The 17955-nt window shown below is 43.4% G+C and carries 13 protein-coding genes and 2 pseudogenes; 6 read left to right on the top strand and 9 right to left on the bottom strand.

Features of this window, described 5'->3' with window-relative positions:
• Positions 1–577 precede the first annotated feature (577 nt).
• From BWI44_RS17555 to BWI44_RS17515, 9 genes and pseudogenes are all read right to left on the bottom strand, one after another.
• A complete protein-coding gene (locus tag BWI44_RS17555; protein ID WP_278707232.1) occupies positions 578–1504 on the bottom strand; it encodes a helix-turn-helix domain-containing protein in 927 nt (308 codons plus the stop codon).
• Positions 1505–1631: 127 nt separating this feature from the next.
• Positions 1632–2930 carry a glycoside hydrolase family 88/105 protein gene (locus BWI44_RS17550; protein ID WP_007660389.1) on the bottom strand — a complete coding sequence of 433 codons (1299 nt, stop codon included), beginning with the start codon at positions 2928–2930 and terminating at the stop codon, positions 1632–1634.
• A gap of 68 nt (positions 2931–2998) precedes the next feature.
• A complete protein-coding gene (rhaD, locus tag BWI44_RS17545; protein WP_195208795.1) occupies positions 2999–3808 on the bottom strand; it encodes a rhamnulose-1-phosphate aldolase in 810 nt (269 codons plus the stop codon).
• Positions 3809–3900: 92 nt separating this feature from the next.
• A complete protein-coding gene (gene rhaT / locus BWI44_RS17540; protein WP_195208794.1) occupies positions 3901–4932 on the bottom strand; it encodes an L-rhamnose/proton symporter RhaT in 1032 nt (343 codons plus the stop codon).
• Positions 4933–4968: 36 nt separating this feature from the next.
• Entirely contained in the window at positions 4969–6222 is a 1254-nt protein-coding gene (locus BWI44_RS17535) for an L-rhamnose isomerase (protein ID WP_007660398.1), read from the bottom strand.
• A 66-nt stretch (positions 6223–6288) separates the two neighbouring features.
• Positions 6289–7746 carry a rhamnulokinase gene (locus tag BWI44_RS17530; protein ID WP_117691844.1) on the bottom strand — a complete coding sequence of 486 codons (1458 nt, stop codon included), beginning with the start codon at positions 7744–7746 and terminating at the stop codon, positions 6289–6291.
• Between the two features lie 177 nt (positions 7747–7923).
• A complete protein-coding gene (locus BWI44_RS17525) occupies positions 7924–10752 on the bottom strand; it encodes an alpha-L-rhamnosidase (RefSeq protein WP_195208793.1) in 2829 nt (942 codons plus the stop codon).
• Between the two features lie 31 nt (positions 10753–10783).
• Positions 10784–11911 (bottom strand): annotated as a pseudogene (locus tag BWI44_RS17520) (glycoside hydrolase family 88/105 protein); the annotation flags it as partial.
• Between the two features lie 419 nt (positions 11912–12330).
• Positions 12331–12555, bottom strand: coding sequence for a hypothetical protein (locus BWI44_RS17515; protein ID WP_044535521.1), 225 nt, complete (start codon positions 12553–12555; stop codon positions 12331–12333).
• 737 nt (positions 12556–13292) lie between these two features.
• Here BWI44_RS17515 and argR point away from each other — a divergent pair.
• The 6 genes and pseudogenes from argR to BWI44_RS17485 all read left to right on the top strand — a co-directional run bounded on the left by argR (position 13293) and on the right by BWI44_RS17485 (position 17926).
• A complete protein-coding gene (gene argR / locus BWI44_RS17510; protein ID WP_044267614.1) occupies positions 13293–13766 on the top strand; it encodes an arginine repressor in 474 nt (157 codons plus the stop codon).
• Between the two features lie 22 nt (positions 13767–13788).
• Positions 13789–14346 carry a GNAT family N-acetyltransferase gene (locus BWI44_RS17505; protein WP_044533478.1) on the top strand — a complete coding sequence of 186 codons (558 nt, stop codon included), beginning with the start codon at positions 13789–13791 and terminating at the stop codon, positions 14344–14346.
• A gap of 12 nt (positions 14347–14358) precedes the next feature.
• Positions 14359–15567, top strand: a pseudogene (locus BWI44_RS17500) (argininosuccinate synthase).
• Between the two features lie 2 nt (positions 15568–15569).
• Positions 15570–15782, top strand: coding sequence for a PspC domain-containing protein (locus BWI44_RS17495; protein ID WP_007660424.1), 213 nt, complete (start codon positions 15570–15572; stop codon positions 15780–15782).
• Positions 15783–15802: 20 nt separating this feature from the next.
• Complete coding sequence (gene argC, locus BWI44_RS17490) at positions 15803–16771, top strand: N-acetyl-gamma-glutamyl-phosphate reductase (RefSeq protein ID WP_044533480.1); 969 nt, start codon at positions 15803–15805, stop codon at positions 16769–16771.
• 33 nt (positions 16772–16804) lie between these two features.
• The gene (locus BWI44_RS17485) at positions 16805–17926 is read left to right on the top strand and encodes an aspartate aminotransferase family protein (RefSeq protein ID WP_115503111.1); all 1122 of its coding nucleotides are present in this window, start codon (positions 16805–16807) and stop codon (positions 17924–17926) included.
• Positions 17927–17955: the final 29 nt, after the last annotated feature.

Below are 17955 nucleotides of genomic sequence, written 5' to 3'. Positions count from 1 at the left end.
ACAATAAATAAGCAGAATGATTTTCTGGCTGTACAAAATGACGGAGAGATAATCTCCGCTTCTTCCCACTTAGATCTTTATATCACAAGAAGTCACTCATTCCGCTTCACTGCAAACAAAAAGCTATCAAAACGATCTTTTTCCCAACAGAACTTTTTCCACAAACAGCTCAAATAGAATCCGGTTGCATAATCCACGGAATATAAATGCAGTATTTTTGTATAAAGCAGGCCGTATATGCAATACTTATGCAAGAAACTATAGATCTTTCACAAACGAACTATGGATCTAACGCAAACAATCTATGGATGGAACGCATCTGATCTATAGATGAAGAACAAACGATCCATGGATCGAACATAAACGGTCCATGGATGGGAAGCAAACTATGTGTTTTCAGTGGACAGACCATCTGTTTTTCTTTTTTCAGAGTTGTACGTATTTCTGTATTCCACTCTCAATCAACAATATGCTGATTTCCGTTCGTTTCTTTTCGTTCTCCCCCTCCGTCGGACGGAAATATCGCATTCTCATTATGCATAAAAAGCAAAGTGTCAAAGTGCTTTCCGCTTTAACTTTACAATAAATCGTCCTCCTCTACATTCGTCTCACGCCCGAAAGACCTGTATTCTAATGGAGTAAATCCTGTACGTTTTTTGAAGAGAGAGAAAAAGTGTTCAGTAGATTTATAATCGAGCATAAACGAAATTTCCTTTACCGATTGGGAAGTGCCAACCAATAACTGTTTTGCCTTACGCAATTTAAGTTCCTGGAAATACTTAGCAGGCGCATATCCTGTATAATCCTTAAAAACCTTGCGAAACCAGGAATAACTGATATTCAATTTCATGGCCAACTCTTCCGGGTCAATATCCTTGAATATATTCTCATTCATAATAATTTTCGCCTGTTCAATCTTTTGATCAACATCACCCATCTCGAATATCTTGTTCTTGGATATGGAAAGAATCATTCCTATCATGTGCAATACAATACCTGAAAGATATTGCTGGGATGAAATCTTATCAGCTTCAGCTATCTCCAATGCACGTGAAAAAAGGGTAACCAGTTCCTCATTCAGACCTACTTCCAGTATTTGATTGTCTTTAGAGAGGAAGCCTCCTCTCAGCATATCATCGATGACCGGCCCCTCAAAACCGATATAATATTCATTCCAACCTGTTTGCTGATATGGATGATACGTATGCCATTGCCCAGGGAAAAGAACCATAAGTCTGCCTTTACAGACTTGTTTCTCCGGAGTAGTATCGGAAGCAAACAAACCTCGTCCTTTAGTTATATAAACCAACTGATATTCACGTAAAACACGCCCCTTCTGGGCATTGAAGAAATAGCCTGAAGGGTGATCCTTCAAGGGATAAGGAGAATTTGGCTGAATGGACTGGAAACCCACGGTATTTACCCACAGACCAAATTTCTGGTCCATATCATTCACTATCAAATATTTGAATTCAACCCCTAAATCATTATAGTTCTTAGTCATAACACGTGTTTTACATAATAGATATGTGGCAAAAATAGAAATTATTTATGAATAAAAAAATGTCCGTTCCGGCTTTATTCTAAAATATACCGGAGCGGACTAATAAAAACGAGTAATAGGGGAAAGATTATTTTTTTACAACAATTTTATCATATTGTTCTTCGGCCTTTATTTCTGTGTACTTGGGTGCATCTATCATTTCAACCAATGCACGGAGTACAGGGCCTTCGCCCATAGGATCATTTTCCTGTGTAGGACGGTTATAATAATATACCAACGAAGGCATGATACCTGTTCCTACACAAATAGAAGTAACATCTCCATTATCAGAAATCTTTTTCATCATACCTTTCAATCCCTGCTCAGCTACGTAAATGAAATCAGGATGTAGCCATCCTTCTTTCACACCACGGGCAATACCAAAAACAAACATTGCTGTTCCTGTGATTTCTTCATAAGAATCTTCTTTATCCAACAACTGATGCCAAAGTCCATTCTTACCTTGATAACGGGCTACACCACTTGCTTGTTGGCGGAAATTTTCGATAACAGCTTCACGCATCGGATGATCTTTCGGCATCATACTAAGCAGATCAGCCTGTGCCATAAATACCCATCCGTTAGCACGGCTCCAGTGAGCTACTCCATGCTCCTTGTTGTCCGTATGATAACAATGATAATAAATCTGTTTTTCAGGACACCAAAGATAACGGGTATAGTTTAGCACCTGATTGGCAGCATCATTAAAATACTTCTCATCACCGGTCATCTTACCCATGCGTGCCAGAAAAGAAATTGCCATAAAGGCATCATCTGCCCAAATCGTATTGACATGCGGCCATATACGGGCAATAGTTCCATCCACCAAACGAGGTTCACCGTAATTCAGGTGTTCGGCTGTTTCGTTAACATAATCCAGAAAAGATTGATTAGGATATCTCATCTGCAGTTCAATCAGACTGGCTCCCATCGGACCATTATCATCCAGACGCTTGCCACGGAAGATCATGTGCCAACTCAATTTTCGTACGGCATTCCAACCATCTTGTTTAAAGGCCTCATCGTACTGTTTGCGAAAGAATTCAAGATTACCTTCATTGAACACAAAATTCATGTTCTTCAAAACATATTTCTCATACTTCTTGTCAGCAAGTTTATCCCCCAGTTCCATGAGAGCCATATTGGTTACACCATTCGTATAATGCCAGTTATTGTACTTGCATGCTACCTTCACATTCATGTCAAGAGGTAATTTCTTGACGGACTTATAAGTTTCACCAGTCTTCGTATTCTTAAACTCGTATGTGGTACTGGCAAGAATGCGGTCTGCAATCTTTACAGCAGCTTCTCTTGCCGTCATATTGGTCTGGGCGGCGAGAGTTGTTACTGCCAGCAGCAGAGCGAGAGAAAAGAATATTCGCTTCATATTATACTTTTAAAGAATTAGTAAAGTAGATAGCAGTCAATAAGAAATGCCTGCCATCTACTTAAGAATCATTTAGGCAGATTAAATGCACGAGTCATTTCCTGCATTTGTTCTTGGCTCATACCGTCAGGTTCAAAGCCCATATTTTTGGCTGCAATATAAATCAGGGCAGACTTATTCAGTACATCCACCTGATCGAAAGCCGACATGATATCCACATCCACTGCAAATACACCATGCTTTTCCCACATAGCCACATCATAATCTTCCAATTGTTCGATGGTAGCCTCTGCCAATTTTACGGAGCTTGGCAATTCATAAGGAATAATACCCAAACCACGCGGACAGAAAGCCTTAGTTTCGGGAATCATACTCCAAAGCAAATTGGTAGCAACATCTTTTTCAAGGAATTTCTTACAATGAGTCATAGCAATCAATTCAATGGGATGAGTATGCAACGAAGCTTTATAAGGCGAACCTTTCTCAATCAGACGATTGTGTACACTGAGATGGGCAGGTAATTCAGAAGTAGGCATCACAGGATGATCCGCAATAATCACATAACTGGCACAGTCATCCAGGATACGAATTACAGAACCATGTTCCATCGGCCAACGAGCCAAATCGCGCATACGCTTATTAGTTCCTTTGCAATAGAAATAGCAACCTTTCAGATAAGGTAAAGTAGCACCGATCTGCTTTACATCGCTAATAGCAGGCAACGACTTTATCTCATCGTCTACAAATTCAGTAATATTCAGTGTGATGTTGCCGCCATTACGTTCAGCCCATCCCTTTTGCCAGAGATATCCGGCAACTTCTGCCACTTGATTGACTGCATAAGTCAATGCCTGGCGATTTTCGAGAATTGATTTCATTATAATAAATTAAGTTACGAGTTATAAGCTACGAGTTGCTGCGCTATCATACCGAAAAGTACTTGTAGCTCGTAACTCGTAGCTATACACTATTATACCTGTGCCATTGCCACTACTATGATGGAAGAGATCAGAACCACCAAGCCTAAAATAAGAACGGCAATCGTAGTATTGCTGACACCTTTCCACTCTTTCAGCAAAATACCCCAAACATTACTGAACGTAACATTCAGTGACATCAGGATACTCCAAGAGAAAGCAAGAAGTATAGGACTGTCTGTCAGGAAACTCTTACCCATTTCAAGACCAAAGAACTGTGAATACCACAGTACACCGGCAAGAGCACAAAATAAGAGATTATTCGTCAATGTCGTACCTTTTACAGAGAAATATTCCTTACCGGTTTTATTCTTGATATTCTGCCAAATACAATAAACAGCATTTGTACAGAAACCACCGAGAGTAACTAGGAAAATTACAGGTAAACCAGCATAAAGAGCTTCTACTCCACCTGCCAAAGCAGCTCCTTTGATAGGTGTTCCGGCATCCAACCCAAGAGCAAAACACGCACTCATCACACCTGCCAGCAATGCCACGAGCAAACCTTTCGTCAGGGCAAAGTCCTTAACAGCTGCCCATTTTTCTTCTTCCGTCATATTCTTGGAGCGAAGACTACCGGCATATCCGATGATAGCAATACCAGCCAGCGTTATGCAGACGCCAATAAGTAGCATCAGTCCTTCACCATGCAGCAAATCTTTTCCGGCAAACAAAGCAGGGAAGAGTGTTCCGAATCCGGCGCATGTACCGAGGGCTATACTTTGTCCAAGTGCTACACCCAGATAACGCATACTTAACCCAAAGGTCAATCCACCTACGCCCCACAGAACACCATAAACCATAGCAGGCAAAGCACCGCCTGCCCCCCAAAGTTCAATCAGCGAACTTCCCGCCGGAATGGCAAGCAATGCCCCCAACAACGGGAAAACAAGCCATGCAAAGATTCCCTGTACAAGCCAGAAACTCTCCCACGACCAGTTTTTCACCTTGTTAATGGGTACATACGAACTACTCTGCCCGAAGCTCCCGATAGCTATAATCAACAATCCTATCAGTGTATTCATGATAATAACGTTTAGTAATCACTAACCATTAATCACTTAATTACGTTTCGACGTAACGTCTGCTTCGTATTTCTGTATCTCAGTAATGAATTCTTCACCTACAGGTACACCGTTCTTTAAGCAGAACATATCCCAAACTGCATTCCAAGGTAAAGATTTTCCTTCTTCGAGCAAAGCAAGACGCTCAAATAGCTGATCATTTGCTTCATACTTGCGCAAAGTATCCAGCGGTTCCAACAGAGCTTGCAACACACATTTCTGTGTAGCACGGCTACCTATAACATACGCACCGATACGGTTAATAGAAGCATCAAAATAATCCAGACCGATATGTACACGATCCAAAGCATTACAACGTACAATTTCTTTGCAGAGATCCATTGTTTCATCATTCATAATCGTCACGTGGTCAGAATCCCAACGTACCGGACGGCTCACATGCAACATGATTTCCGGAATGAATAACAATAAAGAAGACAGTTTGTCCGCAACGCTTTCAGTCGGATGGAAGTGTCCTGTATCCAGGGTAACAATCTTATTACGGCTCACACCATAACCAATATAGAAGTCATTGGAACCTACCGTATAACTTTCCAGACCGATACCAAATACTTTAGACTCTACACAGTCTTTCATATTCTTGTATTCCACTTCGAAAATGCGATCCAGAGAATCCTTCAGTAATTCACGATACAACATACGGTTCACAGTGATATCCTTGCTGCCATCATGTACCCACAGATTCATGATACAAGGATCACCCTGGCGCTTACCCATCTCTTCTGCAATAGCACGGCAACGCTTTGTATGCTCTACCCAGAAGTCACGAATACCTTTATCAGGATTAGAAAGGGAAAGATTACCACTCTTCGGATGAGAGAAAGAAGTGGAATTGAAATCCAACTTCATATTATTTTCAGCTGCCCACTGTATCCAACTTTCGAAGTGAGCCGGTTCTACTTGGTCACGGTCAACAAATTTGCCACCGAAGTCACCATAGATTTCATGAAGATTCAAGCGGTGAGTTCCAGGAATATAGCTGGCTGCTTTCAATACGTCTTGTCTCAGTTCTTCCATATTACGAGCCTTGCCAGGATAGTTTCCGGTAGCCTGAATGCCTCCGGTCAATGCACCCTGTGCTTCAAATCCGGCTACATCATCTGCCTGCCAGCAATGCAGGGAGAGGGAAATCTTTTGCAAGGTGTCCATTGCTTTCTCTACATCTACGCCGATAGCTGCGTAACGTTCTTTTGCCACTTCATAGGCTTTTTGAATCAATTCTTCTTTCATGATGGTACTAGTTTTTTAGTTATTAGTTATAATTTATTAGTTATACGTTATCACTGACAAGTAATATTAGGCTAACTGCAAGAAATGCAGATAAGCGGTATTCCAAACTTCAACGTTCTCCGGAGTAAAAGTCTTCAATGGAATAGAACGATTGATAAGTTGGCGCATGGAAACAATGTCACTTGCTGCACCTGCTGTGAGAGCTTGTATCATTACGTTGCCGATAGCGGTCGCCTCCGACGGTCCGGCAACAACAGGAATACCTACCGCATTGGCAGTCCACTGATTCAGCAAATCATTACGGCTTCCTCCTCCAATAACGTGCAGTACTTCTACAGGACGGGGAGAAAGGCTGCACAGGTTCTCCAAAACTTGGCGATAGCGCAGTGACAGGCTTTCAAAAATACAACGTACAATTTGTCCACGTGTCTCCGGTATCGGTTGATGATGGTCAGCGCAATAAGTACGAATAGCCTGTTCCATATTCATCGGGTTGGCAAACAGAACATCATCCGGATTTATCAGACTACGGAAAGGTTCGCATGCCTCTGCTTCAGCAATCAGCTCAGGATAAGATATTTCTTCCCAATCGCAACGGCAGCGTTCCAACAACCACATGCCACAAATATTCTTCAGTAAACGAATCGTCCCCGCAACACCTCCTTCATTTGTGAAGTTCAGTGCTTCTGTTTCTTCATTAATAACCGGTGCATCTGTCTCCACTCCCATCAATGACCATGTGCCACTGCTCAGATAAGCAAAGTTACGGTCCAATGCTGGTACGGCAGCCACAGCGGAAGCCGTGTCATGTCCGGCAACTGCAATCACAGGTATTGCTCCCAGTCCGGTAATCGTTTGTATTTCTTTGGTCAATACGCCTATTTTCTCACCCGGATATACAAAACGCCCGAAGTTATCTTCCGTTAATCCAAGCTCTTTCAGCAATGCCGGTTCCAGACGACGCGTTTCAGCATTTACCAATTGAGCCGTACTGGCAATGGTATATTCAGTCACCATCTCTCCGGTCAGTAAATAACTAAGTGCATCCGGCATGAAAAGGATCTTATCAGCCATTTCCAGTGCACTATCCTTATTCCGGCGTAAAGTATCCAACTGGAAAAGCGAATTGAAATTCATGATCTGAATACCTGTCCATCCATATACCTGCTTGCGGGGAACGCGGGCAAAAAAAGCCTCAGGAGCTCCCATCGTATGCGGATCACGATAAGAATAGGGCTGACGAAGCAAACCACCATCTTTACCCACACATACAAAATCGACTCCCCAGGTATCAATTCCAATAGAGGTTATCTGCACATCATCCATCCGGGCAGCCAGTTTCAAACCTTCCAGAATATGACGGTACAATTCGTAGATATCCCAGTAGTAATGTCCTCCAACTTCAATCAGATGGTTAGGGAAGCGGTTCACATCTTGTAGTTCTAATCCTTGCGGAGTGAATGTTCCCAGTATGGTACGGCCGCTGGTAGCACCCAAATCAACCGCAAAAAAGCAATGTTTCATGATATTAAATAGATTTTTGACGATACAAAAATAGGGGATTACTCCCCTATACTCTGTATTAGTTTTGATTGAAAAGATGTTATTTCTGATATTCTTACCACAAAGGATACTGTATATGCAAACGCTCAAAAGATAATATGGTACATAAATGATAATTTAGCGCAGAACGCTAAATTATCATTTTATACTCTGCATCGGAATCAAGCGCACAGGCCCCAACAAACCACTTGGCACCGATTCCCACTTTCCATAATTATCCTTCTTATAATGGATATTCACAATATTGGCATCTTTATAGATACGCCAAGGCACATTACGACGATCCATATCCGCAATACGGTTGGCAGGCAGATTCGTTACTTCCACTTCAAGTGTATTCACACCCGGACGAAGATATTTACCCACTAAACAACGGTAAGGAACAGCTATAAGCGTAGCTACCTCTTGTCCATTAATGCGTACACGTGCGCTCTCGCGAACATCGCCAAGATCAAGCATCCATTCTCCAGCCTCAGCAGGAGTTTTCAAAGTGAATGTGGTGGTATAACAAGCTGTCCCCATTGTATTTTTCACACCTTCGGCAGCTATTTCCGTCCACGAACCAAGAGAAACACTATCCGGTACATTACTTACCACAGGCATTGCTTCTACGAAACTAAATCCCCATTTACCGGCAAAAGAACAAGCACCCGGAAGTATCTTTGCCGCTTCATCCTGGGGCATAGATGTCCAATACCCATATTCCGGTACGGCAACATCGTGATCTGTAAATGTTTTCAGAATAATAGACTCACCGGATGCCAATTGCAGGAAGACTTCTGTCCTGCCATTATTCTGACGCAACCGCGCCTTACCGGATGTACCATTCATCGGATTATAAAGCATTGCAGAACGTGCCTGTACAGCCAATGGTATCCAACTTTCAGTGTCTTCTGTCTTTAAAGCTGAGATAAAATAGTGGTATCCTTCGGAATGTGAGCGGCGGATGCTACTCAATCCAAAAGCAGTCTTCATTTCTTCGGGAACGGTGGCAGTGGCAGCCAGTGTGCGGGCATAATCTGTTCCGAAAAGGACATGCCCTTTTCCTTCCCGTTCCTTTATTTGTGCCAAAGCTTTATTAAACTCTGCACGACGTTGACCCAAATCATTCAATCCCGGTACATCTTCCGGATACTGTTCCAGGAAAACAATCGTAGCTCCCTCATCCGCCAGGCGAAGTAATTTCTCCATCACATCAGCAGGCATCAAGCGCGCACCGGGAACTACCAATGCTTTATAAGAAGCTCCACCGGAAGTCAATATCTTACCGTCCTGACACATAGCGTTACGGATAAAGTTATCGGAAATATAATCCATATCATATCCTGCACCATAAATGCGATGCACTGCCTCTATAAACCGAGGAGCACGTTTCGCCATCTTATGAATATCGAAAAGCAGCAGACGACCGTCCTGATCGTCCCACATATCATAAACAGGCAGATAAACCAGGAAGTCATTATCCGGTTGTCCCATTTGCAGGAAACTCTGGCAACGGGTGACATAATCAAAGAATGCCGGAGCATCCCGCCAGATATTATTTGTAGGGCTCATATCAATAGAAGCATAAAACTTCCATCCCGGCCATGCGGCCTCAACCGGCGAGTAAGTCGTTCCATGGAAATACATGTGATTCACACCGGAAACGAACATCAAATCCATATCGGGCTTACACTGCGATAGTGAAGTACGGAAATGCTCTGTCAACCAAGTGAATGTCTCCGAAGTCGTATAAGGCTTTCCTGCGATATGTGCCGCCGAAGAAGCATATTTCAGCATGGAGAGATCAGAGTCGTTAGGACGAGTCAACGAGTCTTTACGTAGTCCGCGGATACCGAAGTCCGACAGTCCAAAGCCCTCACATTCGGGAACATCGACCGTTGCATAAAGATCTATAAGATTACCGGGTGAGCCGTGTGCCTGATTACGGGTACGTGAACCATGTTTGTGCGCCCAGTCCGTCCACTGACGGGTAAAGTTCTCCTGAAGCAGTTCTGCAAGAGTCTCACGATAATCGGAAATAACACGGCGGGTAGTCTCTGTACGCTCTTCTGAAAGGAAATCGGGCAAGAACTCCTCCAATTTATATCCACGACGAAGAGCAAATTGCTCGAACAGGTCACCTGTCCAGTCAGCACCGTAAACCTCATAAGAATCATTAAAGAAATTATGCGGATACTCAGTTGGAGTCCCGGCTGTTCCATTAGCTGTCTTTCCTGAGAAAGCCTGTTCAAAACGATTCAAGTAATTGGACACAGCTTTTGCCGAGAAGTGATTCATCACATATCCTTCACCGCCGGGTGCAGCACGTTTTACCTTCTGAAATGTTTTTCCTATGAAAGCGGCAATCAAACGCCACTCTCCTTTCGGAGCTTTCCATACCAGCTTTCCGTTTTCTATCTTCGATGTCAGGTCATAGCAGCGCACAGCTTTTTGTTCTTTCGGAGTAGAAGTGTCTGTCAGAACCCTAAAAGCCATCAGCCGACACAATTTGGCATACGGACGTTGTTTTTCATCCGTCACTTCTATGGTTGTATTCAAGCGTTCGCCGCCTTTCAATGTATATTCTTCAATCAATAATTTACAGGCAGCATCTTCTATACCTACTTCCGGACCACCAAAAGGCCATCCCGTACCCGTATTCATATCAATCTTCATGCCCAGACGCGCAGCCTCACTTTCCGTATGGCGCAACATCCGCATCCACTCGGGCGTAAGGAACTGAATTTCGTTTGCGTCATTGCCCTGCACTCCATAAATAGGAGTAACTTCCATCGTCCCCATTCCGGCTTTGGAGTATGCTTCCAGATTACGAGTCAGATTAGCCGCATCTACTGCACTCCCCATCCACCACCAACGGGCACCGGGTTTAGCTTCCGTGGTTACCTCAGGCCACGAGATGTTCTGTGCAGAAATGGTTCCGGCACAGAAAGAAGCAAAAATTATTGCTAATAAATTCTTTTTCATGATATATATTATTTATAAAAGCGACAGTTTGTCACTTTCCCAGCTCAATGCACCCCATAATAAACGGTCCTGTTGCTTTCGCATCATTATCCCGCATCTTTTCACCTATATAATATTCAAAGCTGCCATCGCGATACGGATGTCCACCCAAGCCGCCTACCTGACAGCAGCGTGTCAATGTCAATGTACCATCCTGGCACTCTACTATCAATTTGCTCTTCAAACCATTGAAAGCCTTCTCCGCCACAGCACGATACTTTTCATCAATATATCCCTTGTTCACAGCCTTTGCATAAGCATACATGAATTGCGTCGTCACAGATGCCTCCGGGAAGTTTCCTTTCCGTTTCGGCTGATCAAGCACCTGATACCACAAACCATTCTTATCCTGATATGCAGGTAACACCTCAGCCAACCCTTGTATCCACCCGATCATCCGGGCACGGCCTTCATGGTCTTCCGGAATATAATCCAATGCATCCACCATCGCCATAAACCACCAGCCGATACTGCGTCCCCAGAAATTAGGGGAATGCCCGGTTTCCGGATCAGCCCAACGCTGGCTCTTACTTTCATCCCAAGCATGATGATAAAGCCCGGTCTTGGCATCATAGGTATGTTTCTGACAAAGCGTGAATTGTTTCACTGCCTCATCAATCCATTCGGGTTTATTGAATTCTGCACCATACTGGGCAAGGAAAGGGGAAGCCATATACAAGCCGTCCAGCCAGATCTGGTGTTGATAAACCAACTTATGCCAGTAAGCACCTTCCAATGTACGCGGATGATTTTTCAACTGTCTGACAAGGGCATCCATTGCCGTCTTATATTTCTCCTTACCAGTTTCACGATACAAGTCGAACAGAACCTTACCTGAATTTATATAGTCAAGATTGTATGTTTCCACACGATACAGATGGATTTCCCCTTTGTCATCGATCAATGAGTCTGCCCACTGCTCCACATAGTCAAAGTAACGGCGTTCTCCCGTCTTCTTCCACATTTGCAACATCGCACAGCAGCCTACCCCTTGTGCATATCCAAAGAAAAGACGCTTTCCATGATCCAGCTGGTACGCCTGCGGAAAACGTACCATCTCCGAATCAGCAAACCAACGGGCATACGAATCCGGTTGCCATGTATCTGTACGGAAAGGATTGGTCATTGCATCCGGGTTTTTCAGTTTTAATGTCCATTTACCGTTGGCAGCTGCTTTTGCTGTTACTACTTTGTCTGCCCACGATGCTTTAACAGTTACTTTTTCTCCGGGCGTAGCCTTGCCCCACACATTCACTTGTGCATTTTGTCGCAATACCATGTTATCTGAGAAAATGGCAGGGAGCGTCACCTTTGCTTCTGTGGTGAGAGAAGCAAATAAACCTAATACAAGGAATATTGAAAATCTAAGAAGCTCTTTCATGTGCCTTTAATAGTTTATAGATTCACATAGATTATTTTATAGAACATGCCAATACCTGACGGCACAAAAATAGGGGTTTCCACCGAAACCCCTTCTTTATATTTTGATAGTTTTCTTATTGCTTTTGTTGTTTCCATAAATAATAGAATCAACATTATCTATTCCTTTATCTTCAGCCAGCCCCAAATCATTTTCTTTCGGGAAATGGCAATTAAAGCAGTCCCCATTAGACAGCAGGCACAGCGTAGTTCCTTATTGGAAAGTTTATTCAGATTATCAACAATACCGGGTAAGGGGTAATTCTCTTTAAAAAAGGAAAATACATCGGCTGAGTTTTCTAAGTCGGTTTTCATTTGGCAGGAGCAAGTAAAGGGTTCATCCATCGTGTTATAAGTTTTAAAGGTTGATGTTGTCCCTATGCCCTTCTAATAAAATGGCATGGGAACTATTGACATATTATCAACTCCAAGGCTCTGGTAAACCCGCAAACAATAATAAGCAATAGCCCCACGCCAGAGTATATATAACAAAGTTATATGTAATCCAGACGTGGAGACTTTCACCTATTATTCGCGTTTTTAAAAATTTACCAGACTTTTAGAGTTACGAATAATAAAATGATCTCCAAATCACAAAACACATCTCTTCACTATTGAAGAAATATGCAACAAAGATACACAAAAAATTGAAATAGATATCATAAGATAGGATTTTAAGAAAAAGGTACAACCTTATGGCAAATAACATTATTAGTTTTGATGTAGAAGACCGTTCGTTTTCCGTAAAAACATTATATGTTTAAGACCAGAAAAAACATCAAACTGAATAATTCCTCATATCCGCTTCGGACTTGAGCCACACCTGAAGCATACTTGCACCATACATTCTCCGTCCAGAGGTACTTCTGACCAAAGAAATCCCGGATTTGGTACGGAGCAGGTGTGTCTCAGATACGGGTCAATCAGTTCCCCATCTTCTTTTTCGATTGCATATATTCACCGATTTATGCATAAAACATAGCATTCATAGTATAAAAAGTATAAAAATTCTCTCTTTAATGCATATTCTTTCCAAAATTATCCCTACTTTTGCGCCATTCTTAGAATAATTATACAGAAAAATGAAGAAAAAAGCCAATCGGTTAGACGCCATCAAGATGATTATCTCAAGCAAAGATGTCAGTTCTCAGGAAGAACTGCTGCAAGCTTTGAGTAAGGAAGGCTTTGAACTGACACAAGCCACGCTCTCCCGCGACTTGAAACAACTGAAAGTTGCCAAGGCAGCAAACATGAATGGGAAATATGTATATGTATTGCCCAATAACATCATGTATAAGCGTTCCAACGACCAGAGTGCCAGCGAAATGCTGATGACCAGCGGTTTTGTTTCCCTGCAATTCTCCGGTAACATTGCCGTTATTCGCACACGACCCGGCTACGCCAGCAGTATGGCCTATGACATCGACAACCGCGAATGTCCCGCCATCTTGGGCACCATCGCCGGTGACGACACCATCATGCTGGTAGTGCATGAAGCTGCTTCGCACAGCGAGGTACGCGAATTCCTGTCACAAATCATTCCGAACATTAAATAAATAAAGAACGAATTAATAAGAAATGGATACCAAAAAAGTGGACGTGATGGTGGCTGACGCCTCTCACGAAATTTATGTGGATAAGATTTTGGATACCATCAGAGAAGCGGCCAAAGTACGTGGAACGGGCATCGCAGAACGCACACACGAGTATGTGGCGACAAAAATGAAAGAAGGAAAAGCCATCATCGCCTTATACGGAGACGTGTTTGCAGGTTTCAGCTACATCGAAAGCTGGGGAAACAAACAATACGTCGCTACTTCCGGTTTGATTGTACATCCCGACTTTCGCGGCATAGGATTGGCTAAGCGTATCAAAATGGCATCTTTCCGCCTGGCACGCTTGCGATGGCCCAACGCCAAAGTATTCAGCCTCACCAGCGGAGCTGCCGTCATGAAAATGAATACGGAACTGGGATATGTCCCTGTTACTTTCAATGAACTGACAGACGATGAATCCTTCTGGAAAGGCTGCGAAGGTTGCATCAACCACGATATATTAGTAGCCAAGAACCGCAAGTTCTGCATCTGCACCGCAATGCTCTACGACCCGGAACTGCATGAAGATGATAAAATTTAAAAAACAAAGGATATGGAAGATAAGAAAAAAGTAGTAGTCGCATTCAGCGGCGGTCTTGATACTTCATTTACGGTAATGTACCTTGCCAAAGAAAAGGGGTACGAAGTGTATGCAGCTTGTGCAAACACCGGTGGCTTCAGTCCTGAACAACTGAAAACGAACGAAGAAAACGCCTATAAACTGGGCGCAAAAGAATATGTTACGATCGACGTAACTCAGGAATATTACGAAAAGAGCTTGAAATACATGGTGTTCGGCAATGTGCTGCGTAATGGCACCTATCCTATTTCCGTAAGTTCCGAGCGTATCTTCCAGGCACTTGCCATTGCACGTTATGCCAACGAGATTGGAGCAGACGCTATCGCTCACGGTTCTACAGGGGCAGGTAACGACCAGATTCGTTTCGACATGACTTTCCTCGTACATGGCTCCGGGCGTGGAAATCATCACGCTGACACGCGACATGGCACTGAGCCGTCAGGAAGAGATTGATTATCTGAACAAACACGGCTTTGCTCAGCCGACTTCACCAAACTAAAATATTCCTATAACGTAGGTTTGTGGGGCACTTCCATTTGTGGTGGCGAGATTCTGGATTCCGCGCAAGGGTTGCCCGAAAGCGCCTATCTGAAACACTGTGTAAAGGAAGGCAGCGAACAACTGCGTCTTACTTTTGAGAAAGGTGAGTTGAAAGCAGTAAACGACGAAAAATTCGACGATCCCATCAAAGCCATCCAGAAAGTGGAAGAAATTGGTGCTGCTTACGGCATTGGTCGTGATATGCACGTGGGTGATACCATTATCGGCATCAAAGGCCGTGTAGGTTTCGAAGCTGCTGCCCCGATGTTGATTATCGGTGCACATAAATTCCTGGAAAAATATACGCTGAGTAAATGGCAACAATACTGGAAAGACCAGGTTGCTAATTGGTACGGTATGTTCCTGCACGAAAGTCAGTACCTGGAACCGGTAATGCGTGACATCGAAGCAATGTTGCAGGAGAGCCAGCGCAACGTAAACGGTACAGCTATATTGGAACTCCGCCCGTTGTCATTCTCTACAGTAGGTGTAGAGTCGGAAGACGACCTTGTAAAAACCAAGTTCGGTGAATACGGCGAAATGCAAAAGGGTTGGACAGCAGAAGATGCAAAAGGCTTTATCAAGGTTACTTCTACTCCGCTGAGAGTATATTATAACAACCATAAAGACGAGGAAATCTAAGCATGGATACTAATAACAAGAAACTCACTCGCTCACGTAGTGACAGAATGCTTGCCGGAGTTTGCGGAGGTTTAGCCGCCTATTTCGGACTCGATCCATCACTCGTACGTATCGGTTATGCATTATTGACGTTTTTCACCGTATTTGCTGGTATACCTGTATACCTTATAATGTGGCTTATCGTTCCCGAAGAAAGAAACTTATATAACAGATAAAGAACATAGTATAAACTAACATGATTAAAGTAGGAATCATCGGCGGAGCCGGATATACGGCAGGTGAGTTAATTCGTTTGCTGGTCAATCATCCGGAAGCGGAAATCGTATTCATCAACAGCTCAAGTAACGCCGGAAACAAAATTACCGACGTACACGAAGGATTGTACGGCGAAACGGATCTTGTCTTCACCGACGAGTTACCTTTGGATGAAATTGATGTATTATTCTTCTGTACCGCTCACGGCGATACGAAGAAATTCATAGAGAGTCACAACATTCCTGAGGAGTTGAAAATCATCGACCTCTCTATGGACTACCGCATTGCTTCTCCGGAACATGACTTTATTTACGGTCTGCCGGAGTTGAACCGTCGCGCTACCTGCAAAGCAAAGCACGTGGCCAATCCGGGCTGTTTTGCCACTTGTATCCAATTGGGCTTGCTGCCCCTTGCCAAGCACCTGATGCTGAACAACGACATCATGGTGAATGCTATCACCGGTTCTACCGGAGCTGGCGTGAAACCGGGATCAACCAGTCACTTCAGCTGGCGAAATAATAACCTGAGTGTTTATAAAGCATTCGATCACCAGCATGTACCCGAAATCAAGCAATCCCTAAAGCAATTGCAGAACAGTTTTGATGCGGATATTGACTTTATCCCTTACCGCGGTGATTTCGCACGTGGTATTTTTGCTACCATCGTAGTAAAAACCAAAGTTGCATTGGATGAAATCGTCCGCATGTACGAAGAATATTATGCAAAAGACTCTTTCGTACACATTGTAGAGAAGAACATCGACCTGAAGCAAGTGGTAAACACCAATAAGTGTCTGCTACATCTGGAGAAGCATGGTGATAAGTTGCTTATCATCTCCTGCATCGACAACTTGCTGAAAGGTGCCAGTGGACAGGCAGTACATAACATGAACTTGATGTTCAATTTAGAAGAAACCGTCGGCTTGCGACTGAAGCCCAGCGCCTTCTAAGTAATTTGTATCTCGTAATTTATAATTAAAGAAATGAATTTATTCGACGTATATCCTCTTTTTGACATCAATATTGTCAAGGGAAAAGGCTGCCACGTATGGGACGAAAAGGGTACTGAGTACCTCGATCTCTACGGCGGACACGCTGTTATCTCCATCGGTCATGCGCATCCGCACTACGTGGAGATGATAAGCAAGCAAGTTGCCACGTTGGGATTTTATTCCAACTCTGTCATCAACAAGTTGCAGGAACAGGTTGCTGAACGCTTAGGAAAAGTTTGTGGTTATGATGACTACTCCTTATTCCTGATTAACAGCGGTGCAGAAGCCAACGAGAATGCCTTGAAACTCGCTTCGTTCTACAATGGACGTACACGTGTGGTTTCTTTTAACAAAGCATTTCACGGACGCACTTCACTGGCTGTAGAAGTAACCAACAACCCGAAAATCATAGCTCCCATCAACGATTGCGGACATGTCACTTATCTCCCGCTGAACGATATCGAAGTTATGAAAGCCGAACTGGCGAAGGGGGATGTTTGCGCAGTAATTATTGAAGGTATTCAGGGTGTAGGTGGTATCCAACTGCCGACAGATGAATTCATGCAAGCTCTGCGCGAAGTTTGTACCGCTCATAACACTGTACTGGTTTTAGATGAAATCCAAAGTGGTTATGGCCGCAGCGGTAAATTCTTTGCTCACCAACACAACGGTATCAAGGCAGATATTATCACTGTAGCCAAAGGCATCGGCAATGGTTTCCCGATGGCTGGTGTAATCATCAGTCCGATGTTTACTCCGGTTTACGGACAGCTGGGTACTACCTTTGGTGGTAATCATCTGGCATGTAGCGCAGCGTTGGCAGTACTGGATGTCATAAGTCAGGAAAATCTGGTTGAAAATGCAGCTAAAGTAGGTGAATACTTAATGACGGAACTGAAGAAATTCCCACAGATCAAGGAAGTTCGTGGACGTGGTCTAATGATCGGTCTTGAATTTGAAGAGCCAATAAAGGAACTTCGCCTGAAACTTCTGAAAGAGCAACATGTATTTACAGGTGTCAGTGGTACAAACGTACTCCGTTTGCTTCCGCCCCTCTGTCTCAGCATGGAAGAAGCCGATCTCTTCCTCGAACGTTTCAGAAAAGTACTTTAAAGTATATTTGACTATATAATCAGCAATAG

The organism is Bacteroides sp. Phil13 (assembly GCF_001940965.1).
GTDB classification, from domain to species: Bacteria; Bacteroidota; Bacteroidia; order Bacteroidales; family Bacteroidaceae; genus Bacteroides; species Bacteroides intestinalis.
Note: the sequence above shows the minus strand (reverse complement) of the source record. Positions and strands in the feature narration are given on the sequence as shown.

What these genes read in the sequence shown, in the direction of transcription:
- BWI44_RS17555 (WP_278707232.1), bottom strand. Translation starts at nt 1,504, where the DNA reads ATGACTAAGAACTATAATGATTTAGGGGTTGAATTCAAATATTTGATA.
- BWI44_RS17550 (WP_007660389.1), bottom strand. Translation starts at nt 2,930, where the DNA reads ATGAAGCGAATATTCTTTTCTCTCGCTCTGCTGCTGGCAGTAACAACT.
- rhaD (WP_195208795.1), bottom strand. Translation starts at nt 3,808, where the DNA reads ATGAAATCAATTCTCGAAAATCGCCAGGCATTGACTTATGCAGTCAAT.
- rhaT (WP_195208794.1), bottom strand. Translation starts at nt 4,932, where the DNA reads ATGAATACACTGATAGGATTGTTGATTATAGCTATCGGGAGCTTCGGG.
- BWI44_RS17535 (WP_007660398.1), bottom strand. Translation starts at nt 6,222, where the DNA reads ATGAAAGAAGAATTGATTCAAAAAGCCTATGAAGTGGCAAAAGAACGT.
- BWI44_RS17530 (WP_117691844.1), bottom strand. Translation starts at nt 7,746, where the DNA reads ATGAAACATTGCTTTTTTGCGGTTGATTTGGGTGCTACCAGCGGCCGT.
- BWI44_RS17525 (WP_195208793.1), bottom strand. Translation starts at nt 10,752, where the DNA reads ATGAAAAAGAATTTATTAGCAATAATTTTTGCTTCTTTCTGTGCCGGA.
- BWI44_RS17515 (WP_044535521.1), bottom strand. Translation starts at nt 12,555, where the DNA reads ATGGATGAACCCTTTACTTGCTCCTGCCAAATGAAAACCGACTTAGAA.
- argR (WP_044267614.1), top strand. Translation starts at nt 13,293, where the DNA reads ATGAAGAAAAAAGCCAATCGGTTAGACGCCATCAAGATGATTATCTCA.
- BWI44_RS17505 (WP_044533478.1), top strand. Translation starts at nt 13,789, where the DNA reads ATGGATACCAAAAAAGTGGACGTGATGGTGGCTGACGCCTCTCACGAA.
- BWI44_RS17495 (WP_007660424.1), top strand. Translation starts at nt 15,570, where the DNA reads ATGGATACTAATAACAAGAAACTCACTCGCTCACGTAGTGACAGAATG.
- argC (WP_044533480.1), top strand. Translation starts at nt 15,803, where the DNA reads ATGATTAAAGTAGGAATCATCGGCGGAGCCGGATATACGGCAGGTGAG.
- BWI44_RS17485 (WP_115503111.1), top strand. Translation starts at nt 16,805, where the DNA reads ATGAATTTATTCGACGTATATCCTCTTTTTGACATCAATATTGTCAAG.